This is a genomic window from Clavibacter sp. CT19, from assembly GCF_027858075.1.
Classification (GTDB): domain Bacteria; phylum Actinomycetota; class Actinomycetes; order Actinomycetales; family Microbacteriaceae; genus Clavibacter; species Clavibacter tessellarius_A.
The window spans coordinates 238,961-259,823 of record NZ_JAQHYR010000003.1 but is presented as its reverse complement, the minus strand read 5'-3'; the positions used below and the strand labels follow the sequence as shown (position 1 = coordinate 259,823).

20 protein-coding genes are annotated in these 20,863 nt (G+C 74.7%); 11 read left to right on the top strand and 9 right to left on the bottom strand.

The annotated features are described in order from the left end of the window. Positions 1–3: 3 nt before the first annotated feature. The 5 genes from PED38_RS05360 to PED38_RS05340 form a co-directional block, all read right to left on the bottom strand. Positions 4–825 carry a DNA/RNA non-specific endonuclease gene (locus tag PED38_RS05360; RefSeq protein WP_063072408.1) on the bottom strand — a complete coding sequence of 274 codons (822 nt, stop codon included), beginning with the start codon at positions 823–825 and terminating at the stop codon, positions 4–6. A 134-nt stretch (positions 826–959) separates the two neighbouring features. Further along, positions 960–1,619 carry a biliverdin-producing heme oxygenase gene (locus PED38_RS05355; RefSeq protein WP_270980214.1) on the bottom strand — a complete coding sequence of 220 codons (660 nt, stop codon included), beginning with the start codon at positions 1,617–1,619 and terminating at the stop codon, positions 960–962. A gap of 79 nt (positions 1,620–1,698) precedes the next feature. Then, positions 1,699–2,091: a DUF1304 domain-containing protein gene (locus tag PED38_RS05350; protein ID WP_063072406.1), complete on the bottom strand. Its 393-nt coding sequence runs from the start codon at positions 2,089–2,091 to the stop codon at positions 1,699–1,701. Positions 2,092–2,175: 84 nt separating this feature from the next. Continuing rightward, the gene (locus PED38_RS05345) at positions 2,176–3,201 is read right to left on the bottom strand and encodes an MDR family oxidoreductase (RefSeq protein ID WP_270980211.1); all 1,026 of its coding nucleotides are present in this window, start codon (positions 3,199–3,201) and stop codon (positions 2,176–2,178) included. Between the two features lie 67 nt (positions 3,202–3,268). Further along, complete coding sequence (locus tag PED38_RS05340; protein ID WP_063072404.1) at positions 3,269–4,294, bottom strand: 6-phosphofructokinase; 1,026 nt, start codon at positions 4,292–4,294, stop codon at positions 3,269–3,271. Between the two features lie 38 nt (positions 4,295–4,332). Between PED38_RS05340 and PED38_RS05335 the strand changes: the two genes are divergently transcribed. Then, on the top strand, positions 4,333–5,040 hold the full coding sequence (locus PED38_RS05335; protein ID WP_270980209.1) for a nucleoside/nucleotide kinase family protein: 708 nt from the start codon (positions 4,333–4,335) through the stop codon (positions 5,038–5,040). A gap of 98 nt (positions 5,041–5,138) precedes the next feature. Beyond that, complete coding sequence (locus PED38_RS05330) at positions 5,139–6,104, top strand: DNA-3-methyladenine glycosylase family protein (RefSeq protein WP_270980207.1); 966 nt, start codon at positions 5,139–5,141, stop codon at positions 6,102–6,104. A gap of 55 nt (positions 6,105–6,159) precedes the next feature. Here PED38_RS05330 and PED38_RS05325 read toward each other — a convergent pair whose 3' ends face one another. Further along, positions 6,160–6,960 (bottom strand): DsbA family protein, encoded by an 801-nt coding sequence (locus PED38_RS05325; protein WP_270980206.1) that lies wholly within the window; start codon positions 6,958–6,960, stop codon positions 6,160–6,162. A gap of 75 nt (positions 6,961–7,035) precedes the next feature. Between PED38_RS05325 and PED38_RS05320 the strand changes: the two genes are divergently transcribed. After that, positions 7,036–7,989: an aldose 1-epimerase family protein gene (locus PED38_RS05320; RefSeq protein WP_063072400.1), complete on the top strand. Its 954-nt coding sequence runs from the start codon at positions 7,036–7,038 to the stop codon at positions 7,987–7,989. A 64-nt stretch (positions 7,990–8,053) separates the two neighbouring features. Then, the gene (locus PED38_RS05315; RefSeq protein ID WP_270980204.1) at positions 8,054–8,506 is read left to right on the top strand and encodes a VOC family protein; all 453 of its coding nucleotides are present in this window, start codon (positions 8,054–8,056) and stop codon (positions 8,504–8,506) included. A 49-nt stretch (positions 8,507–8,555) separates the two neighbouring features. Here PED38_RS05315 and PED38_RS05310 read toward each other — a convergent pair whose 3' ends face one another. Further along, positions 8,556–8,801, bottom strand: coding sequence for a hypothetical protein (locus PED38_RS05310; protein ID WP_063072398.1), 246 nt, complete (start codon positions 8,799–8,801; stop codon positions 8,556–8,558). Positions 8,802–8,850: 49 nt separating this feature from the next. Between PED38_RS05310 and PED38_RS05305 the strand changes: the two genes are divergently transcribed. Next, entirely contained in the window at positions 8,851–9,354 is a 504-nt protein-coding gene (locus tag PED38_RS05305; protein ID WP_063072397.1) for a MarR family winged helix-turn-helix transcriptional regulator, read from the top strand. A 25-nt stretch (positions 9,355–9,379) separates the two neighbouring features. Here the strand turns inward: PED38_RS05305 and PED38_RS05300 are convergent, their stop codons facing one another. After that, the gene (locus PED38_RS05300) at positions 9,380–11,068 is read right to left on the bottom strand and encodes a glycoside hydrolase family 32 protein (RefSeq protein ID WP_270980202.1); all 1,689 of its coding nucleotides are present in this window, start codon (positions 11,066–11,068) and stop codon (positions 9,380–9,382) included. A gap of 265 nt (positions 11,069–11,333) precedes the next feature. Between PED38_RS05300 and PED38_RS05295 the strand changes: the two genes are divergently transcribed. From PED38_RS05295 to PED38_RS05280, 4 genes are all read left to right on the top strand, one after another. Beyond that, positions 11,334–12,899 (top strand): glycoside hydrolase family 68 protein, encoded by a 1,566-nt coding sequence (locus PED38_RS05295; protein WP_270980201.1) that lies wholly within the window; start codon positions 11,334–11,336, stop codon positions 12,897–12,899. 72 nt (positions 12,900–12,971) lie between these two features. Beyond that, positions 12,972–13,619, top strand: coding sequence for a hypothetical protein (locus tag PED38_RS05290; RefSeq protein ID WP_063072394.1), 648 nt, complete (start codon positions 12,972–12,974; stop codon positions 13,617–13,619). 141 nt (positions 13,620–13,760) lie between these two features. Continuing rightward, a complete protein-coding gene (locus PED38_RS05285) occupies positions 13,761–14,525 on the top strand; it encodes a YcnI family copper-binding membrane protein (protein ID WP_063072393.1) in 765 nt (254 codons plus the stop codon). Beyond that, positions 14,522–15,388, top strand: coding sequence for a copper resistance CopC family protein (locus PED38_RS05280; protein WP_270980198.1), 867 nt, complete (start codon positions 14,522–14,524; stop codon positions 15,386–15,388). Before PED38_RS05285 ends, PED38_RS05280 begins: the two co-directional genes overlap by 4 nt. 82 nt (positions 15,389–15,470) lie before the next feature. Here the strand turns inward: PED38_RS05280 and PED38_RS05275 are convergent, their stop codons facing one another. Further along, a complete protein-coding gene (locus tag PED38_RS05275) occupies positions 15,471–16,373 on the bottom strand; it encodes a LysR substrate-binding domain-containing protein (RefSeq protein WP_063072392.1) in 903 nt (300 codons plus the stop codon). 175 nt (positions 16,374–16,548) lie between these two features. On the opposite strand from PED38_RS05275, the gene PED38_RS05270 reads away from it, so the two are divergent. Both PED38_RS05270 and PED38_RS05265 read left to right on the top strand, forming a co-directional pair. After that, a complete protein-coding gene (locus PED38_RS05270) occupies positions 16,549–20,196 on the top strand; it encodes a proline dehydrogenase family protein (protein WP_270980197.1) in 3,648 nt (1,215 codons plus the stop codon). After that, on the top strand, positions 20,197–20,655 hold the full coding sequence (locus tag PED38_RS05265; RefSeq protein WP_270980195.1) for a GNAT family N-acetyltransferase: 459 nt from the start codon (positions 20,197–20,199) through the stop codon (positions 20,653–20,655). Positions 20,656–20,863 lie beyond the last annotated feature (208 nt).

Here is a 20,863-nt window from a genome sequence, read left to right as displayed (position 1 = left end):
GCGTCAGAGCGTGATCGCCGCGTACCGCTCCAGCTCGACCCAGGAGTCGCGGCCGTCCTCCGGCGTGCCGACGCGCGCGGTCGCGGGCACCCCGAGGCGGTCGGCGGCGGCGAGCTGCGCCACGTCGAAGCCGGTGAGCGCGCCGATCTCCCCCACGGCCACCTGATACGTGCGATACGGCCCGAGCTCGGGCGCTCCCGCGGTGGCCGGCTTCCGGTCGAGGTCGCCCAGCTGCGGCGCCTGGTCGAGGAGGTACGCCGTCGCGGCCAGCCGGCCGCCCGAGACCCAGGCGGCGATCTTCCAGAACATCAGCGGGATCCGCACGCCCCGGTACACGGGGTCGTCCGCCGAGAACACGGGGCCGGTGAGGACCGTCATGCGCCGGTCGCCGAGGTCGGCGTTCTCGAGCACGAAGTCCTCGAGGCCGAGCCACAGCTCCTTCGACTGGTTGAACTCCGCGGCCTGCGGGGCCGCGTTCGTGTACGCGAAGGTGTCGGCGCTCGCGCGGGCCGCGTCCGCGATGCCGCCCCACACCGGATCCCGCCGCCGCACCAGGTGACCGCGGTCGATGTCGTTGCGCGCGTAGAGCTCCGGGCCGCACTGCTGCTCTTCCGGGAGACGCGGATCCAGGTGCCAGTCGTCGGTGCGCTCCACGTCGACGAGGCGCGCGCCGTCGATGTTCACGGCCGTGAGCGCGGCGAGCCGCCGGTCGGTGTCCATGAGCACGGAGAAGTGCAGGTAGTCGAGGCGCACCGGCCGGGCGTCGGCCGGGGGATCGGGCAGCGGGAGCGGGATGGGCAGGAAGTCGAGGTCGTAGCCGTCCATGCCCGGAGCCTATGCCCGCCCTCGGACACGCGACCGGGCGGCGGGGTGGACGCGCGGGGGACGGCGGGCGACGGGCGTCCACGCACCCGACGCGACGGGCGGGCGCCGCGCGAGCGGGGGACCGAGCGCGCGGGTCAGGCCCGGCGCAACGGCGCCGTGGTGCGCCCGCGCGCCAGCTCCGCGAACACGTCGGTCGTGAGCCGGTACGCGTGCTCGACCTCGGCGACGACGCGGGCGCGCTCGTCGTCGTCCCACGGCACCTGGTCGAGCGCCTCGCGGTAGGTGCTGCAGAAGCGGCGTGGCTCCGCGATCTCGGCGAACAGGTAGAGGCCGACGCCGTTGGTGTCGAAGCCGAACTGCCGCTGGAGGAGGGTGCGGAGGAGGCGCCCGCCGGAGAGGTCGCCGAGGTAGCGCGTGTAGTGGTGCGCGACGAAGCCGCCGACCCAGACGGAGGCGACCCGCTCGATCCGCTCGACGTACGCGGCCGTGCTCGCGAGCGGGCGGACGACGTCGCGCCAGTCGGGCCCGACGAGGAAGTCGAGGTCGGCCTCGATGGCGGGGAGGCGGGTGAGGTGCGGGTCGATGAAGCGCGCGGCCACGGGATCCGCCGCCATGCGCTCGGTCGCCGCCTCGATGGCCCGGTAGATGAAGTAGTGCTGCGCGACGAGGGCGACGTAGTCGTCCCGGCAGCCGCGGCCGGTGACCAGCGCCGTCATGAACTCGTCCGCGTCGGTCGCCTCGGCGCGCGGTCGCGCGCGGTCGCGGAGGGCCTCGGTGAGCGGGACGACGGTCATGATGTAGGTGAGCCTAACCTCATCTGCTGGCCGGGCGGAAGGGCCCACGCGTGCTGTCCGGCCGACCCCGGGCCGGAGCTCAGGAGGCCGCGGCGAAGAAGACGAGGCCGAGCAGCGGCGGGACGCCCTGGACGAGCGCGGGGATCAGGTACTTCTTGCCGGTGCTCGCGATGATGATCGACGCCAGCACCATGCACGCGGTCGTGAAGAGCACGAGCGTGAGGCCGGCGGGCACGTTGCCGACGAAGTAGAGGATGAGCCCGAGGCCGGCGCCGAGCGCGAGGAACAGGTTGTAGAAGCCCTGGTTGTACGCCCACGGCTTGATGATGAGCGCCTTCTCCTGGTCGGCCACGCCGAAGCGCTTCCAGGCGAACGGCTTCTCGAACCAGACGCTCTCCAGGAGGAAGAAGAACACGTGCAGCAGGGCCGCCAGTCCGACGAAGATGGTCCCGGTGGCGGCTACTGCGGTCATGATCCCTCACTCCGGCGGCAGCGTGCCGCGTCGCGCCCAGGCTAGCGCGCGGGGGACGGGCACGGGGCCCGGCGTCGGCGGGTGCTAGGCGCGCACGTCGACGACGACGCGGCCGCTCGAGGCGCCCGCGAGGATCCGCTCGCCGGCCGCGATGGCGTCGCCCAGGGGCACGGTCGTGGTGACGGAGTCGAGGAGCGCGAGGTCGAGGTCGGTCGCGAGCCTGGCCCAGGCCTCGCGGCGGAGCGCGGCCGGCGCCTCGACGGAGTTGATGCCGGCGAGCGTCACGGCCCGGAGGATGAACGGGAGCACGGTGCCCGACAGGTCCGGCCCCTGGGCGAGGCCGGCCGCCGTGACGACGCCGCCCCACCGGGTCTGCGCGAGGACGTTGACGAGGGTCGCGCTGCCCACGCTGTCGACCGCGCCCGCCCAGCGCATGCCCTGCAGCGGCTTGCCGGGCTCGCCGAGCGCGCTCCGGTCGATGACCTCGGCGGCGCCGAGCGCGCGCAGCCGGTCGCCGAGCTCGTCGACGCGGCCGGTGGACGCGACCACGCGGTGGCCGAGGCGCGCGAGGAGGGCGACCGCGATGGATCCGACGCCTCCGCCGGCGCCCGTGACGAGCACGTCGCCGGATCCGGGCTCCACGCCGCCGCGCTCGAGCGCGAGCACCGAGAGCATCGCGGTGAAGCCGGCGGTGCCGATCGCGGCGGCGCGCGCCGCGGAGATGCCGTCGGGCACGCGGACGAGGGCGTCGGCCGGCACGCGCACGCGCTCGGCGAGCCCGCCGTCGCGGCTCTCGCCGAGGCCGGCGCCATTCAGCACCACCAGGTCGCCGGGGGAGATGGAGGCGGACCCGCTCGCGGCGACCGTGCCGACCGCATCGATCCCCGCCACGAGCGGGCTCGTGCGCGCGATGCCCGGGCGGCCGCCGAGCAGCATGCCGTCCTTGTAGTTCACGCTCGAGAACAGGACGTCGAGCACGACCTCGCCGTCGCCCGGGCCGTCGGCGCCGCCGGTCGCCCGCTCGTCGGGCAGGTCGCGCAGCGCGACCCCGATGCCCGTCGTGCCGTCGTCGGCGACGGTCTTCTCGGCCACGAGCGCGCGATACGTCATGCCGTCACGCTACGCCCGGCGGTCGGGGCCGGCGAGGCGTCGCGCGCGGCGGCGTGACCCGGCCGGATCAGCCGAAGAGGATCGCGGCCTCGTCGTAGCGGTGCTGCGGCACGGTCTTCAGGCGCCCGAGCGCCTCCTCGAAGCCGACGTGGACGATGTCGGTGCCGCGGAGCGCGACCATGCGGCCCCAGTGGCCGTCCCGCACGCTGTCGACCGCGGCGAGGCCGAGGCGCGTCGCGAGCACGCGGTCGTACGACGACGGGGTGCCGCCGCGCTGGATGTGGCCGAGGGTCGTGGCGCGCGTCTCGATGCCGGTGCGCTCCTCGATGATCGGCGCGATCTGCTCGCCGATGCCGCCGAGCCGCGGGCGACCGAAGGCGTCGAGCCCGCGCTCGCCGTGGGCGTCGGAGGCGTGCTCGGGGATGAAGCCCTCCGCGACCACGACGAGCGGCGCGCGACCCCGGTCGTAGGCGGCGCGCACCCAGCCGATGATCTGGTCCATCGACGTCTTCTGCTCGGGGATGAGGATCGCGTGCGCGCCCGCGGCCATGCCGGAGTGCAGCGCGATCCAGCCGACATGGCGGCCCATGACCTCGGCCACCATGCAGCGGCTGTGCGAGTCGCCCGTGGTGCGGAGGCGGTCCATGGCGTCGGTCGCGATCTGCACCGCGGTGTCGAAGCCGAACGTGTAGTCGGTGGCGTCGAGGTCGTTGTCGACGGTCTTGGGCACGCCGACGATCTTGAGCCCCGCATCGGTGAGGCGCTTCGCGGCCGCGAGCGTGCCCTCGCCGCCGATGGCGAGGATCGCGTCGATGCCGAGCCGGTCGAGGTTCTCCTGGATCCGCTCCACGCCGCCGTCGCCCTCGAACGGGTTCGTGCGGCTCGTGCCGAGGATCGTGCCGCCCTGCTTGCCGATGCCCTGGATGTCGCGGCGCGCGAGCGGCATGACGTCGCCGTCGACGACGCCCCGCCAGCCGTCGCGGAAGCCCACGAACTCCTGCTTGTGGATGGTCGTTCCCTTGAGCACCGCCCCGCGGATCACCGCGTTGAGTCCGGGGCAGTCTCCGCCTGAGGTGAGGATTCCGATGCGCACACGTCCATCATGGGGCACGGCCCCGCGAGACTGGGCGGATGCACACGGACCCGGGCGGACGCCCGCACCCCTCGCCCCGCCCGGTCGACGACCTCGACGTGCTCGCACGCCGTGCGCTCGGCCTCGTGCACGACGGCCGCCGGGCGGTCCTCGGCATCGCGGGCAGCCCCGGCGCCGGCAAGACGACGCTCGCGCGGGCGCTCACGGCGCGCGTCGACGCCCTGGCGGGTGCGGGCACCGCCGCGTACGTGCCCATGGACGGCTTCCACCTGGCGAACGCGACGCTCGACCGGCTGGGCCGGCACGACCGCAAGGGCGCGATCGACACGTTCGACGGCTGGGGCGTGCTCGCGCTCGTGCGACGGATCCGGTCCGAGACCGATCACGCGGTGTACGCGCCGTCGTTCGACCGGACCGTCGACGAGGGCGTCGCGGGGGCGGTCGCGGTGGAGGCGGGCACGCGGCTCGTCGTGATCGAGGGCAACTACCTGCTCGTGGACGAGGATCCGTGGGCGCTGCTGGCCGCCGAGCTCGACGAGGCGTGGTTCTGCGCGACGCCGGGCGAGGAGCGGTTCGCGCGCCTGGTCGACCGGCACACGACGGGCGGTCGGGCGCCGGATGCCGCGGAGGCCTGGGCCCGGGAGGTCGACGGCGCGAACGCCGTGCTCATCGAGGGGACGCGCGGCCGGGCCGACCTCGTGGTCGCGGGCACGGCGCCGGGCGTCCCGGCGGCGGTCGACGGGTAGCGGCGCGCGGACGGGCGCGACGACGGCCCGGATCCGCTCGGCGGACGCGGACGCGGCCGCGGCCGAGGAGGGTCGGGGGCCGTGCGTACCCTGAGGGGATGGACGACGGCGGCGGCGAGGCGACCGCCCCCGACGCGCGTACGGCCTACGTGCCCGACCGCGAGGTCGACCTCCGGCTCGTGCTCCGCCCCCTCTTCCGCGGCGCCGCGGATCCGACCTGCCGCTGGGATCCGGCCCCGCCCGGCTCCCGTCGCGCGGGCGTCTGGCGCACGGCCCGCACGCCGCTCGGCGACGCGTCGCTGCGTCTCGATGCCCGGCCCGACGGCGGCGTCGACGCCCGCGCCTGGGGGCCGGGCGCCGAGTGGGCGATCGACGGCGTGCCCGAGCTGCTGGGGGAGGGCGACGACTGGTCCGACCTCGACGTGTCCGCGCATCCGCTCCTCCGCGACGCCCGCCGCCGCCTGCCCGCGCTCCGGCTGATGCGCACGAACCACGTGCTCGAGGCGATGGCCGCGGCGGTGCTCGAGCAGAAGGTGACCGGTCTCGAGGCCCGGCGGGCGTGGCGGCAGCTGATCCTGGCGCACGGCGATCCCGCGCCCGGCCCGGCCCCTGTCGGCATGCGCGTGCTGCCGTCGCCCGAGCGCTGGCGGCTCATCCCGTCGTGGGAGTGGCACCGCGCGGGCGTGGATCCGAAGCGGTCGCGCACCCTCATCGCCGTCGCCACCTCGGCCGCGGGGCTCGAGCGCACGCTCGCGCTCGGGCGGGGGAGCGATGAGATCTCGCGGCGGCTGCGGTCGATCCCGGGCGTCGGGATCTGGACGGCGGCGGAGACCACGCAGCGCGCCCACGGGGATCCGGACTCGGTGAGCGTCGGCGACTACCACGTGCACGACACCGTGGGGTGGGCGCTCGTGGGCCATCCGGTCGACGACGACGGCATGCTCGAGCTGCTGGAGCCGTGGCGCGGGCACCGTCAGCGGGTGATGCGCCTCATCGAGGCGAGCGGCTTCCGGAAGCCGCGGTTCGGCCCGCGCATGACCGTGCAGGACCACCGCGGGCACTGACCGCGGGAGGCGCCGATCCCCACCGGCATCGGGACCGACCGGTGCCGCGCGCGGTTCAGCTGTCGGCGGCGATGCCGTCGGGGAGCTTCGCGCCGGCCGTCGTGAGGGCGTCGACCAGGTCCTGGCCGGCGACCGTCTTCACGATGTCGCCCTGGATGCGGAGCGTCGGCGTGCCGGTGACGCCGGCGGCGGTCGCGTCCGAGGTGTTATCGGTGATCCACGACGAGTACTTGCCCTCGGCCACGCAGGTGCGCGCGTCGCCGGAGGAGACGCCCTGGGTCGTCAGCCAGGTGACGAAGTCGGCGTGGGTCCACGAGTCGGTGACCGTGGAGTGGTTGTCGAACAGGGCCGAGTGCACGGCGGGCCACTTGTCGGGCTCCTCGGCGAGCACGCACGCGGCGGCGCTGCCGGCGACCTGGCCGTACTTCGTGACGATCTGGATGGGGTGGTACACGATGCGCACCTGGCCCGTGGCCGCGATCCTGTCGAGCAGGGGGCCGGACTCGGCCTCGTACTGCGCGCAGTGGGGGCACGAGTAGTCCTCGAACACGTCCAGGGTGACGGGGGCGTCGGCCGCGCCCACGCTCACGCCGTGCGGCTCGGTCGCGACGCGCACGGTGTCGCCCGTGGACAGCTGCGCCGTCGTGTCCTGCTTCGGGCCCGCGGCGCTCGCCGCCTGCGACTGGCCGAGGAGGTAGACGCCGCCGGCGATGGCCGCGATGACGACGACGAGCCCGCCCGCCACGGAGAACTGGGTGATGAGGCGACGGCGCTTGCGGCGCCGGTCGTCGAGGGCCCGCTCGATGCGTGCCTTCTCGCGGATCGCGCGTACCTTCTCGTTCTCATGACGGGCCATGCGCACGATCCTAGGGATCCGCGCGCTGGTGCCCCTGGGAGGCGCCACAGCGCCTCGTGCGGATAGGCTCGGCGGGTGCCCGAAGACGTGTCGTACTCCCCCCGCCTCCCCACCGGCCAGCAGCACGAGCTCGTCGCGGAGGTGGACGGCCGCACTCAGCGCATGGTGATCGCGGAGGTCGGCGCCGCCCTCCGCGTGCTCCAGGTCGACGGCGCGGACCTCGTCCAGTCCTACCCCGACGAGGCGCGCCCGCCCTTCTGCAGCGGCATCGTGCTCGCGCCCTGGCCCAACCGGATCCGCGACGGCGTCTGGCAGCAGGGCGACGTGGTGCACCAGCTCGACATCACCGAGGTCGACCGCGAGAACGCGATCCACGGCCTGCTCCAGCACTCCCCGTACCGCCTCGTGGAGCGCGACGACGTGTCGATCACGCTGGCCGCCGACGTCCACCCGCAGCACGGCTACCCCTTCGCCCTCGAGACGAGCGTGCGCTACGAGCTCACGGGGTCCGGCGTCCGGGTGACCCACGGGATCCGCAACGTCGGCGTCCAGGACGCGCCCGTCGCCGTCGGCACGCACCCCTTCCTCCGCGTCGGCGACGTGCCCACCGAGGACCTCGAGGTCGTCATCGACGCGCCCACCCACATCGAGGTGGACCCGGTGCGCCTCAACCCCACGGGCGTCCAGACCCCGGTCGCGGGCACCCGGTTCGACCTGCGCCAGGGCGTGCGCGTGCGCGACGCCCAGCTCGACGACGCGTGGGCCGACGCCCGCGTGGTCGACGGCGTCACCCGGCACGGCGTCCAGGCGCCCGACGGCCGCCGCACCGAGATCTGGGCCGACGGCGAGTTCACCTACTGGCAGGTCTTCGTGACGCCGTGGTACCCGGTCGCGGACGGCCACGTGTGGGCGGTCGCGGTCGAGCCGATGACGGCGCCCGCCGACGCGTTCAACTCGGGCGACGGCCTCATCACCCTGGAACCCGGATCCGAGTGGACCGGCACCTGGGGCATCGACCTGCACGACTGATCCGCGCTGGTCGGAAACCGAACGCGCGGGCGACGGGCGCGGACGACCGTCCTAGCGTCGGAGCATGACCGACGACACCGCGACCACCGCTCCCCTCGACGCCATCACCGGGGTGCACCACGTGCGCCTCTCCGTCACCGACCTCGCCCGGTCGCGCGCCTTCTACGAGGGCGTCCTGGGGCTCACCCCCGCCATCGAGAGCGAGGGCGACCCGAGCGACCCCGCCGTGCGCGAGGATCCGGCGCAGTACTTCGGCGGCGTCATCTACGGCGTCGGCTCGCAGCTGTTCGGCCTCCGCCCGATCGCGGGCGACGACGCCGCGTTCGACCCCGAGGCACGCGGCCTCGACCACGTGAGCCTGCAGGTCGGCTCGCGCGACGACCTCGTGCGCGCGGCCGCGCTCTTCGCGGAGCGCGGCATCTCCCACGGCGAGGTCGTCGACTTCCCGACGGGCATGTCGATCCTGTCCGTGCAGGACCCGGACGACATCAACGTCGAGCTCGTCGTCGCCGGCTGAGCCCGCTCGCCGCGGATCCGCTCCGCCGCGCGTGCGTCGGCGCTCCGGCTCAGACCGGGCAGCGGACCTGCGTGCGGGGGCCGGACCGGTCGATGACGTGATCGGGCATCGGCTCGCCGCACATCGGGCAGAGGCGGCTCATCGGCTCCTGCACGGGCTCGTCGTCGTACGGGCCGAGGGGCGGCGCGCCGAGGTAGGGACGCAGGCGCTGGTTGAAGCGCTCGACGGCGCGGCCGAAGCCGCCGGCGCGGCTCCCGCCCTCCGGGCCATCGGCATTTCCCCGCTTGCGTAACATCTACCCAGTGTACGTAGCAGTCCACGGGATGGCGGTCGAGGAGAACGCGATGACGACGACGGATCCGCTGGCGCTCGAGAGCCAGGTGTGCTTCCAGGCGGTGGTCGCCGCGCGGTCCGTGGTGGCCGTGTACCGGCCCATCCTCGAGCCGCTCGGGCTGACGCATCCGCAGTACCTCGTGATGCTCGCGCTCTGGGAGCGCAACGACCGCTCGATCTCCGACCTCGGGGCCGCGCTCCAGCTGGAGCCGGCGACGCTGACCCCGCTGCTCAAGCGCCTGCAGGGCGCGGGGTTCGTCGGCCGCGCGCGCAGCACGGTCGACGAGCGCGTGGTCGTGGTCTCGCTGACCGACGCCGGACGCGAGCTGCGCGGGCGCGCCGTGCACGTGCCCGCCCAGGCGGCGGCGCGCACGGGGCTCTCCATCGCGGAGCTCGAGGCGCTGCGCGACGCGCTCGACGACGTGGTCGGCCGCCTGAACGGCGCGGCGGCCGAGGCCGACGCGGGATGCGGGCGGGGCGACGGCGCGGGCGGCGAGGACGACCGGGCGGCCTGACCCCGGTGCGGTACCGCGGGGCGGGTCAGCCGGCCGGGTCGAAGGGCGTCCAGCTCGCGTCGGTCACGCGCGTCGTGCCGTCCACGGCCTCCACGGAGAGGGCGGCCGCGTCGAGCGAGCCGACCGTGGCGGTCGTGAGCACGGCCGTGTCGCCGTCGACGAAGGCCTCGACGACCCGGTCGTCCACGACGAGGTCGAGCGTCACCGGATCCCCCGGCGCGGAGTCGGGGAGCGGCGCCGTCGCGGGCCGATCGTAGGCGTCCGGCATGATCCCGTCGGGGTCGTCGTCGCGCACGACGAACGCCTGCCGCCGCTCCGCGTCGTAGCCGACGGTGACCGTGCCGCCCTCGGGGGAGGAGAGGCGCACGCGGGTCTCGCGCGCCGGATCCGCCGGGTCGGGCACGAGGGTGAGGCGGAGACGCGACGGGCCGCGCGGCGCCTCGGCCAGCGGGATCGTGCCGGACGCCCGGGCGTCGGCGATGGGCCGGGCCTCGCCCTCGCGTCCGGCCAGGGCGTCGAGGGGCGCGGACCGCAGCGCCCATCCGGCGCCGTCGCGCACGAGGCGGAGCTCCCGCACGATCGACTGGGCGCCGCCGGATCCGCCGTCCCGCAGGGGCAGCTGTCGCGCGTAGGCCCAGCTGCTCGCCCAGCCCATCGCGTACCGGCGGGTGGGGGCCGCGGGGTCGCCGGCGGGATCCGCCCACGTCACGGCCGCGTAGAGGTCCGCTCCCCGGTCGAGCCAGCGCGGGGCGTCGTCATCGGGCGTGAAGCGCTCGCCGTCGAAGTCGCCGACCCAGTACGCGGTGCCCGTGCCGCGGCCCTGGGCGGCGCCGTCCGCGCCGGCGGCGAGGACCCAGCGGACGCGGCCGGGGTCGTCCGGGCTCGTGAGGGGGAACACGTCCGGCGTCTCGAGCGTCCCGAGGTCGTCGCGGGCGAAGTCGGAGCGGTAGGTCCAGCGCAGCAGGTCGGGCGACGTGTAGAAGCCGATCCGTCGGCCCTCCGCGAGCGCCATGCTCCAGCGGCCGTGCGCGGCGTCCCACACGACCTTCGGGTCGCGGAAGTCGGGGCCGCCCGGGTTCTCCATCACGGGGTTCCCCGTGTACGCCGCGAACCGGTATCCGCCGTCGGTGGAGTAGTAGAGGGACTGGCGCTGCACGCCGTCCGACTGCTGCGTGAGGATCGCGACGACCGTGCCGGCGCCGAGCCCGGAGGTGTTCGCGGTGTCGACCACGACGCTGCCGGTCTCGGCGTCGCCGAGCGGGGTGTCGTACTTGTCGATCGCGATGCCCTCGTCGTGCCACGTGACCATGTCCGGCGACGTGAAGTGCCGCCACGAGGATCCGTTCCCGCCGGGGTGGTCGCCGTTGACGAGCGCGTAGGCGTGCCACACGCCGTCGAGCTGGAACGGCCGCTGCGGGTCGTTCATGAACTCGTCGGACGGGGCGATGCGGATGCCGTCGGGCGCGGACCGCGGCGCGGGAGGCGGGGGCGCGACGGGACCGCGGTCGGCGCCCGTGATGCCGCGGACGGCGACGACGAGGGCGGCGACCAGGAGGATCGCGACGACCGTGACGAGCGCGCGCCGGTGGCGACGGGCGAAGGGGCGGACGCGGTCGCGGATGCGGAGCGCGAGGCCGGCGGCGGGCGGCGCGGATGGAGCGGGTGATGCGGTCGCGGGCTGAGCGTGCTCCGGGCGCGGCGGGATGGAGGTCATGTCGTCGAGCTCCTCGCGTGGTCGATCGGGGGGCAGACGGGTGGCGGGACGGAGCGGGAGAGCATGCACCGCCGCACGACCGAGCTGCGACCGTACCGGTTCGGATCGGTCGCGTCCACCCCGTTCGGGGGACACGCCCGGGATCCGCCGCCGACCCCGTCCGGGGCGCGCTCGGGCCCCGACACCCCCTAGGCTCCCCGACCGGGGGAGCGTGCACCGCGCGACGCGATCGGACTCATCGATACGAGAACGAGAGTGAGAACAGGTGACCAAGAGAATCAGGCGCGGGTTGTCCGCGTCCGCTGTGGCGACCCTGGTGGTGGCGTCCGCGCTGATCGCCGGCGGATCCGCCCAGGCTGCGGGCTCGACCCCGCCGCGGCCCACCGTCCACACCCAGAAGGCGTACGCGCCGGAGGACGACTTCACGGCCCACTGGACCCGGGCCGACGCGAAGCAGATCGCGAAGCTGTCCGACCCCACGGCTGCGCCCCGCCAGAACTCCATGCCCGCGGCCCAGACCATGCCGCAGGTGCCGAAGGACTTCCCGACCATGACGGACAAGGCGTACGTCTGGGACACCTGGCCCCTCACGGACGCGTCCGGCCAGACCTACAGCGTCGACGGCTACGACGTGATCTTCGCGCTCACGGCCCCGCGCACGCTGTCCTTCGACGACCGTCACACGGCGGCCAAGATCGGCTACTTCACGCGGCCCACGGGGATCCCGGCGGAGCAGCGGCCCGAGAACGGCGGCTGGACCTACCAGGGCAACGTCTTCGAGGACGGCGTGACGGACGGGGTCTTCCCCGACCAGTCGTTCTCGCAGCAGGCCGAGTGGTCGGGATCGACGCGGATCATGCCGGACGGCACGATCAAGATGTTCTTCACCGACGTGGCCTTCTACCGTGACGCGAAGGGGCAGGACGTGAAGGCGGCCGACCCCGTCATCTCGCTCAGCCAGGGGCGCATCGAGAAGACGGACGGCGCGGTCAAGGTCGCCGGCTTCGAGACGGTGACCCCGCTCCTGCGCCCCGACGGCCAGAAGTACCAGACGAAGGAGCAGAACGCGGGCGTCAACTTCCGCGACCCGTCGACGTTCAAGGACCCGAAGCACCCGGGCAAGACCTACATGGTGTTCGAGGCCAACGTGGCCGGGAAGCGCGGCGAGCAGCAGTGCGACGCGACCGACCTCGGCTACCGGAAGGGCGACCCCGCGGCGGAGGACCCGAAGGAGGTGACCGCCTCGGGCGCGAACTACCAGATGGCGTCCATCGGCCTGGCGGTCGCGGACGACGACGACCTCACCAAGTGGCACTTCCTCGATCCGCTGCTCGAGTCGGGGTGCGTCACCGACCAGACGGAGCGGCCGGAGGTCGTGATCCAGGGCGGCAAGTACTACCTGTTCACGATCAGCCACCGGTCGACCTTCGCGAAGGGCATCGACGGCCCGGAGGGCGTGTACGGCTTCGTGGGCAACGGCCTCCGCAGCGACTACAAGCCGATGAACAGCGGATCCGGCCTCGTGCTCGGCAACCCGACGAACCTGAACTACGCGGGCGGCACCGCGTACGGGCCCGACTACAACCAGACGCCGGGCGCGTTCCAGGCGTACTCGAGCTACATCCTCCCGGGCGGGCTGGTGGAGTCGTTCATCGACGCCGTCGGCTCGAAGGACTCCTTCCGCCGCGGAGGCACGCTCGGACCGACCGTGAAGCTCGACATCACGGGCGACACGTCGAAGCTCGACCGGGGCTACGGCGAGGGAGGGCTCGGCGCGTACGCCGACATCCCGACCACGAAGGCCTACGACCCGGCGCACCCGCCGCAGTAGGACCGCGCGCGGCGACGGCGGGCTCCCCGTCGTCGCCGCGCGCTCCCTGCCCCGTCATCTACACTCCACTCGATGCCTGTCCCGCCCTCGATCGCCCCGCGCGTCCAGCGCGTGATCCGGGGGCTCGCCGCATCCACCACCGCCACGTTCGTGGCCGCCCTGTTCCACGAGGCCGGCGGCGGGGCCGCCCCGTCGTGGGCCGTCGTCGCGTTCGGCCTCGCGCTCGCGTCGCTGGTGGCCATCGCGCTCGCCGGCACGCGCGCGTCGCTCTGGCGGCTCACCGCCGCGGTCGGCGTCAGCCAGCTCCTCTTCCACGGGCTCTTCACGGCGGCGGGCGACGCCTCCGGGACGCTCACCGCCGCGGATCCGCACGCGGGCATGGCGGGGCACGGCGCCCTGCCGCTCGCCGTCCCCGGCCTCGACGGCGTGCCCGTCGGCACCGCGTCCGCGCTCGACGCCGGCATGCTCCTGTCGCACGGCGCCGCGCTCGCGGTCACCGTGCTCGCGCTCCGGCACGGCGAGGCGGCCCTCCGCGCGCTCGTCCGGGCATCCGGCCTGCGCGTGCTGCTCGCCCTCGCGATCCCGTTCCTGCGCCCCGACGGGCGGCCGGCCGACGCGCTCGCCCGCATCGCCCGTTCGCCCCGACCGCTGCGCGACCTCGTCGCCCGGATCGGACGGCTGCGCCACCGCGGTCCGCCGCGCGTGCTCGTCGCCGCCTGACCCGCGACCGTCGTCGCACCGGGGCCGCATGCCCGCGCCTGCGCCGCCCTCACCCCTCCCTCTCTCCCTCCCTCCGGACGCCGCCACGGCCGCGCCCGCTCCCGGGGCCGCCACCGCGCGGCCCGGAACAGGACACCAGCCATGACCACCTCATCCACCCCCGCTCCCCGCCGTCGGATCCTCCGCTCGGCCACCGCGCTCGTCGGCGGCGTCGCGCTCGCCGTCGCCCTCCCGCTCGCCGCCTCGGCGCACGTGCGCGTCTCGCCCGACCAGGCCGCGGCAGGCAGCTACAGCACGCTGACGTTCAAGGTCCCGACCGAGTCCGCGACCGCGACCACCACGAGCGTCACGGTCGACCTGCCGAAGGACACCCCCTTCTCCAGCCTCTCCACCGAGCCCGTCCCCGGTTGGACCGCCAAGGTCACCACCGAGAAGCTCGACACCCCCGTGAAGACCGACGACGCGACCATCACCGACGCGCCCATCGAGGTGACCTGGACCGCGGACGACGGCGTGGGCATCAAGGCGGGCGAGTTCCAGCGCTTCACGGTCTCGGTGGGGCCCGTGCCCGCGGAGGGGAGCATCATGCTGCCCGCGCACCAGGGCTACTCGGACGGGTCGGTCGTCGACTGGGACGAGGCGACGCCCGCGTCCGGCGAGGAGCCGGAGCACCCCGCGCCCACGCTCTACGTGCAGGACGCGCCGCCCGCCGACGCGATGAGCGCCATGAGCTCCCCGGCGCCCGACGCCGCCGCCGCGACGACCACGGCATCCTCCTCGGACGCCGCGGGCAGCGCGGTCGCGGTGGGCCTCGGCGTGGGCGGCCTCGCGCTCGGCGCGGTCGCGCTCGTCGTCGCGGTCTTCGCGCTGACCCGCGTGCGCCGCGAGGGCGGCGGCCAGGCGTGACGCCCGGACACCGGATCCGCCGCGGGCCCCGTCCCGCGGGAGCGCCCGCGGCTCCGCGCCGCCGCCTCGTGCGGGTCGCCGCCGCGCTCTCCGGCGCGGCCCTCGCGACGGCCGCGCTCGCGCTCGTCGGCATCGGACAGGGGAGCGGGCCGGACGCCGCGCTCCCCGCCTCGGCGCACGACTACCTCGTGTCGAGCTCGCCCGCAGCCGGATCCACCATCGACGCGCCGCCGTCGGAGGTCTCGCTGACCTTCAACGACGTGATCCTCGACCTCGGCGCGTCCGGCGGCGGCGACGCCGGCGGAGCGTCGGCCGGGGCGGGCGGATCCTCGATCGTGCAGGTCACCGGCCCCGACGGCCAGGGCACGCACTTCGAGACCGGCTGCGCCGTGAACGCCGGCCGCACGGTCTCCGTGCCGGTCGCGCTCGGCGGGAGCGGCCAGTACACCGTCACGTGGCGCGTGGTCTCCGCGGACGGGCATCCGGTGTCCGACTCGATCACGTTCACCTACCAGGCGCCCGCGGGCGCGGCGACGGCGGCGGGATCCGCGTCCGGGCCCGCCTGCGCGGCGGCCCAGGAGGGCGCTGCGGGAGCGGGAGCGGGCTCCGGCTCCGCGGGCGGATCCGCGACCGGCGAGGCCGGCACCGCGGCAGGCCAGGAGCAGGGCGTCGCGCCGTACCTCGGCGTCATCGTCGGCGTGGGCATCGGCATCGTCGTGCTCGCGGCCGCCGCGGTCGTGCTCATCGTGGTGACCGGGCGGCGGAAGCCGGCCGGCGCGGGTGCGCCCGCCGGCGGCACGCCCGGCACGCCCGGCACGCCCGGCACGAGCGACGCGGACGGCGACGGGCCGCCGACCGCCTGACCCCGCGCCACGGACCGCGACGGGCCCGGATCCCCCAGGGATCCTGGCCCGTCGTCGCGCGGCCCGCGGAGCAGGCGACGGGTCAGCCCGCGGCCGGTCCCATCAGCTCGACCGCGCGCGCCAGGGCGTCCCGGCAGGCGCGGATGCCCGGCCGGTCGAGGCTCCCGACGCGCGACGACGTGAACACCGTGCGCCGCGGCGACCCCGGCAGGCCGACGAGCCGCACGTCGGGCTCGCGGCCGGCCCAGACCAGGTCCGGCAGCACGGACGCCGCGTGCCCGCCGCGCACCAGGTCGATGTGCGCCTGCAGGTCAGCCGTCACGTAGCGCACGTCCGGCTCGAAGCCCGCGACGCGGCACACCTGCTCGGCGAAGTGGCGCGACGCGGTGCCCGCGGGTTCCATCACCCACGGCAGGCGGCGCGCGTCCGAGATGGAGCGGACGTCGTCGTGGCCGGGCGGCAGGCCGAGGCGGAGCGGATCCACGCACAGCTCCTCGCGGTCGAGGTCGGCCGGCCGCGGCGCCGCGTGCGCCGGGTACTGCTCGGCGATGACGAGGTCGTGGTCGCGCGCCCACACGTCGTGCAGGCCCGACTCGGGCTCGCGCATCGTGATCTCGACCCGGAGGTCGGGGTAGTCGTCGCGGAGGATCGTGAGCGCGGGCGGCACGAGCGCGAGCAGCGCCGACTGGAACGCGGCGATGCGGATGGTGCCGGACACGTTCGCGAGCGACGCGTTCACCTCGGTCTCGGCGCGCTCCAGCCGCTCGAGCAGGGCCGTCGTGTGCTCGACGAGGATCTCGGCCTGCGGCGTGAGCACGACCCGCCGCCCGACGCGGCGCAGCAGCGTGACGCCCGCCTCGCGCTCCAGCTGCGACAGCTGCTGCGACACCGACGACGGGCTGAACGACAGGGCGTCGGCGACCGCGCCGATCGTGCCGCGGAGCTTGAGCTCGCGCAGGAGCCGGAGCCGTCGCATCTCGAGCACGTGCGCCTCCCGCGGGATCCCAGGCGAGCATGGAATCATCGGCGGAGCCGCACGATGATCATCGGAAACGTTCAGCGCATCCGACGAGAGCATGGTCGCACACTGGGTGGACGCGCTCGCCGCGCGGACGACGACGACGGGGCCGACGGCCCACACGAGACGAAGAGGTTCCCGCATGACCGCCGAGACCGCATCCGCCCCCGAGACCGCGGCGATCCCGACGCTCGCCGGAGCCGCCGCCCCGGACCGCGACGACCTCGCCGACCGGTCCGTCGCGCTCGTGCGCACCTGGCTCGCCGAGGCGGCGCAGCACCCGGCGGATCCGTCCGCCGAGCGCCTCGCGGGCGTCCTCAAGGACGAGAACGGCCTCGACTTCACCATCGGCTTCGTCGACCGCGTCGTGCGCCCCGAGGACCTGCCGGTCGCGGGCAACAGCCTCGCCGCGCTCACTTCCAAGACCCCCGGCTTCCTGCCCTGGTACATGCAGGGCGCGATCCGCGCGGGCGGCATCCTCGGCCCGGTCCTCCCGCAGGTCGTCGTGCCCGTCGCGCGCCGCGTGCTGCGCGAGATGGTCGGGCACCTCATCGTCGACGCGACGAGCGAGAAGCTCGGCCCGGCCATCCAGAAGCTGCGCGAGGGCGGATCCCGCCTCAACCTCAACCTGCTCGGCGAGGCCGTGCTGGGCGAGAAGGAGGCCGCGCGCCGCCTCGCCGGCACGCGCGAGCTGCTCGCCCGCGACGACGTGGACTACGTCTCCATCAAGGTGTCGAGCGTCGTCTCGCAGCTGTCGATGTGGGCGTTCGACGAGGCCGTCGAGAAGGTCGTCGAGCGGCTCACCCCGCTGTACGAGCTGGCGTCGGAGGCCGCGACCCCCAAGTTCATCAACCTCGACATGGAGGAGTACAAGGACCTCGACCTCACCATCGAGGTATTCACGCGCGTGCTCGACCAGCCGCAGCTGAAGGACCTCGAGGCCGGCATCGTGCTGCAGGCGTACCTGCCCGACGCGCTCGCCGGGCTGCAGCGGCTCACCGCGTGGGCGCAGGAGCGCCGTGCGGCGGGCGGAGCGCCCATCAAGGTCCGCATCGTGAAGGGCGCGAACCTCGCGATGGAGCAGGTCGACGGCCGGATGCACGACTGGCCCGTCGCCACCTGGGCCACCAAGGAGCAGACCGACACGCACTACAAGCGGATGCTCGAGCACGCGCTCCAGCCCGCCGCGGCCGACGCCGTGAAGGTCGGCGTGGCCGGCCACAACCTCTTCGACGTCGCGTACGCGTGGCTGCTCGCCGAGGAGCGCGGCGTCACCGACCGGATCGAGTTCGAGATGCTGCTCGGCATGGCCACCGGCCAGGCCGAGGCCGTGAAGCGCACGGTCGGCGGGCTGCTGCTCTACACGCCCGTCGTGCACCCGACCGAGTTCGACGTGGCCATCTCGTACCTCATCCGCCGCCTGGAGGAGAACGCGAGCCAGGAGAACTTCATGTCGGCGGTGTTCGAGCTGAGCACGTCGTCCGAGCTGTTCGCGCGGGAGGAGTCGCGGTTCCGCTCGTCGCTCGCCGGCGTGGACGACACGATCCCGGCGCCGAACCGCACGCAGGACCGCCGCTTCCCGCCGGAGCTCGACGACGTGGATCCGCTCGCCGAGCCCGAGCCGGCCGCGGAGCCGGCGGACGAGATCGACCCGCAGCTCACGAACGTGGTCCAGGGCTTCACGCGCGGGTCGCTGCTCATGCCCGACGCGCTCGTCGACCCCGGCGCCTCCACCACGCCGTTCCACAACGCGGCGGACACGGATCCGGCGCTGCCGACGAACCGCGCCTGGGGCCGCGAGATCCTGGCGCGCGTGGAGGCCTCGCGGCTCGGCGTCGCGACCATCGACGCCGCGCGCATCGACTCCACCGACCAGCTCGACGGCGTCATCGACGGCGTGCGCACGGCCGCCGCCGCGTGGGGCGCCCGACCCGGCGACCAGCGCGCGGCGCTGCTGCACCGCGTGGGCGTGGCCATCGAGCGGAACCGCGCGCGCCTCATCGAGGTGATGGCGTCCGAGACCGGCAAGACCATCGCGGAGGCCGACCCCGAGGTCAGCGAGGCCGTGGACTTCGCGCACTACTACGCCGAGCGCGCCCGCGACCTCGACCGCGTGCAGGGCGCCCGGTTCGTGCCGTCGCGCGTCACCGTCGTGGCGCCGCCGTGGAACTTCCCCGTCGCGATCCCCGCGGGCAGCATGCTCGCGGCCCTCGCCTCCGGCAGCGGCGTGGTCGTGAAGCCCGCGGGCCAGGCCCGCCGCTCCGGCGCCGTGCTGGTCGAGGCGCTCCGCGAGGCCGGCGTGCCGCGGGAGCTCCTCGCGCTCGTCGACGCGGGCGAGGCCGAGTTCGGCGAGCACCTCATCGCGCACCCGGCGGTCGACCGCGTGATCCTCACGGGCGGCTACGAGACCGCCGAGGTCTTCCGTTCCTGGCGCTCGGATCTGCCGCTCCTCGCGGAGACCAGCGGCAAGAACGCCATCATCGTGACCCCCAGCGCCGACCTCGACCTGGCCGCGGCCGACGTCGTGAAGAGCGCGTTCGGCCACGCCGGCCAGAAGTGCTCGGCCGCGAGCCTCGTGATCCTCGTGGGCTCGGTCGGGAAGTCGCGCCGCTTCCTCACCCAGCTCGTCGACGCGGTGTCGTCGCTGCGCGTGGGCTACCCGTCGGATCCGACCACGCAGATGGGCCCGATCATCGAGCCGGCCGCCGGCAAGCTCAAGCACGCGCTCACGCAGCTCGGCGTCGGCGAGAAGTGGCTCGTGGAGCCGCTGGCGAAGGACGAGACCGGCCGCCTCTGGTCGCCGGGCGTCCGCGACGGCGTGAAGCCCGGGTCGTACTTCCACCTCACCGAGTTCTTCGGCCCCGTGCTCGGCGTGATGCGCGCGCGGAACCTCGAGGAGGCCATCCGCTTCCAGAACGCCATCCCCTACGGCCTCACCGCGGGCCTGCACAGCCTCGACGCGCGCGAGCTCGAGCAGTGGCTCGACACCGTCGAGGCGGGCAACCTCTACGTCAACCGCGGGATCACGGGCGCGGTCGTGCAGCGCCAGCCGTTCGGCGGCTGGAAGCGCTCCTCGGTCGGATCCGGCACCAAGGCCGGCGGGCCGAACTACCTCATGGGCCTCGGTTCCTGGGTCGCGGACGAGGGCCGGCACTCCAGCTCGCTGCACCTGCGCGGGCTGTCGCCGCGGGTCACGGAGCTCATCGAGTCGGCGCAGCCCGCGATCCGCTACGAGGACTTCGATCTCGTCCGCCGCTCCGCCCTCAGCGACGCCGTCGCCTGGCACGACGAGTTCGGCCAGGTGAAGGACCCGAGCGGCCTCGGCGTGGAGCGGAACCTGTTCCGCTACCGGCCGCTGCCCGTCACGGTGCGGCTCACGGAGTCGGGCGCGCTCGCCGACCTGCTGCGCGTGCTCGCGGCCGGGCGCCTCGCCCGCGCGGAGATGCACGTGTCGGTCCCGGGGATCCTCCCGGCCGGCCTCGGCCAGGTGCTCGAGGACCTGCCGAGCGTGCACGTGATCATCGAGACGGACGATGCGTGGCTCGCCCGCGTCGCGACCGACGGCATCGCGACCGAGCGCGTGCGCCTCGTCGCCGCGCGCGACGCTCGGCTCGTGGAGGCGCGCGCCCTGTCGGACGCGCTCCGCGGCACGCCCGACGTGGCCGTGTACGCCGACGAGGTCACGGCGGCCGGCCGCGTCGAGATGCTCACGTTCCTGCGCGAGCAGGCCATCAGCATCACGGCCCACCGCTTCGGCAACCCGGACGACTGGAGCGAGGCGGTCATCTAGGTGACCGCGATCGAGGTCCGCGCGCTCCAGGCCTCGGAGGTCGGGCGGCTCGAGCAGGGGGAGCCGTCCGGCCGCGGGTTCGCGCGCGCGATGTGGGCGCTCCAAGAGGCGGGCGGATCCACGCTGCTCGTCGCGTGGGACGGCGACCGTCCCGTGGGCTCCGGCCAGCTCGACCTCCGCGGCGCCGCGCCGGAGCTGCGGAACCTGCGGGTCGACGCAGCGGAGCGCGGGCGCGGCGTCGGCACGGCGATCATCCGCGCGGCCGAGGAACGCGTCGCGCCGGGCCGCCTCACGGTCGGCGTCGGCCTCGACAACCCGCGGGCCCGCGCGCTGTACGAGCGGCTCGGCTACCGCGGCACGGGCGAGGTCACGACCACCACGTACGCCTACGTCGACGACGACGGCGTCACCCGGCAGGCCACGGAGGCGGACGAGACGCTGGCGCGCGACCTCGGCTGAGCCCGGTCGGCCTCGCCGACCTGCCACGATGAGCGCATGCGCGAGACGGAGGCCATCGCCCGCGCCCGGGCGATGTGGGATGCGGGTCGTCGCCGTGGCGCTGATCGCCGCGTACTGGAGCCTGGCGAGGATCGCCTAGGGCCGCGATCCTCGTGCACCGGCGGCGCCCGTCTCCACAGCCGGCACCGGGGATGATCCGCGCGCGGCC

What these genes read in the sequence shown, in the direction of transcription:
- PED38_RS05360 (WP_063072408.1), bottom strand. Translation starts at nt 825, where the DNA reads ATGGACGGCTACGACCTCGACTTCCTGCCCATCCCGCTCCCGCTGCCC.
- PED38_RS05355 (WP_270980214.1), bottom strand. Translation starts at nt 1,619, where the DNA reads ATGACCGTCGTCCCGCTCACCGAGGCCCTCCGCGACCGCGCGCGACCG.
- PED38_RS05350 (WP_063072406.1), bottom strand. Translation starts at nt 2,091, where the DNA reads ATGACCGCAGTAGCCGCCACCGGGACCATCTTCGTCGGACTGGCGGCC.
- PED38_RS05345 (WP_270980211.1), bottom strand. Translation starts at nt 3,201, where the DNA reads ATGACGTATCGCGCGCTCGTGGCCGAGAAGACCGTCGCCGACGACGGC.
- PED38_RS05335 (WP_270980209.1), top strand. Translation starts at nt 4,333, where the DNA reads ATGCACACGGACCCGGGCGGACGCCCGCACCCCTCGCCCCGCCCGGTC.
- PED38_RS05330 (WP_270980207.1), top strand. Translation starts at nt 5,139, where the DNA reads ATGGACGACGGCGGCGGCGAGGCGACCGCCCCCGACGCGCGTACGGCC.
- PED38_RS05325 (WP_270980206.1), bottom strand. Translation starts at nt 6,960, where the DNA reads ATGGCCCGTCATGAGAACGAGAAGGTACGCGCGATCCGCGAGAAGGCA.
- PED38_RS05315 (WP_270980204.1), top strand. Translation starts at nt 8,054, where the DNA reads ATGACCGACGACACCGCGACCACCGCTCCCCTCGACGCCATCACCGGG.
- PED38_RS05310 (WP_063072398.1), bottom strand. Translation starts at nt 8,801, where the DNA reads ATGTTACGCAAGCGGGGAAATGCCGATGGCCCGGAGGGCGGGAGCCGC.
- PED38_RS05305 (WP_063072397.1), top strand. Translation starts at nt 8,851, where the DNA reads ATGACGACGACGGATCCGCTGGCGCTCGAGAGCCAGGTGTGCTTCCAG.
- PED38_RS05300 (WP_270980202.1), bottom strand. Translation starts at nt 11,068, where the DNA reads ATGACCTCCATCCCGCCGCGCCCGGAGCACGCTCAGCCCGCGACCGCA.
- PED38_RS05290 (WP_063072394.1), top strand. Translation starts at nt 12,972, where the DNA reads ATGCCTGTCCCGCCCTCGATCGCCCCGCGCGTCCAGCGCGTGATCCGG.
- PED38_RS05285 (WP_063072393.1), top strand. Translation starts at nt 13,761, where the DNA reads ATGACCACCTCATCCACCCCCGCTCCCCGCCGTCGGATCCTCCGCTCG.
- PED38_RS05270 (WP_270980197.1), top strand. Translation starts at nt 16,549, where the DNA reads ATGACCGCCGAGACCGCATCCGCCCCCGAGACCGCGGCGATCCCGACG.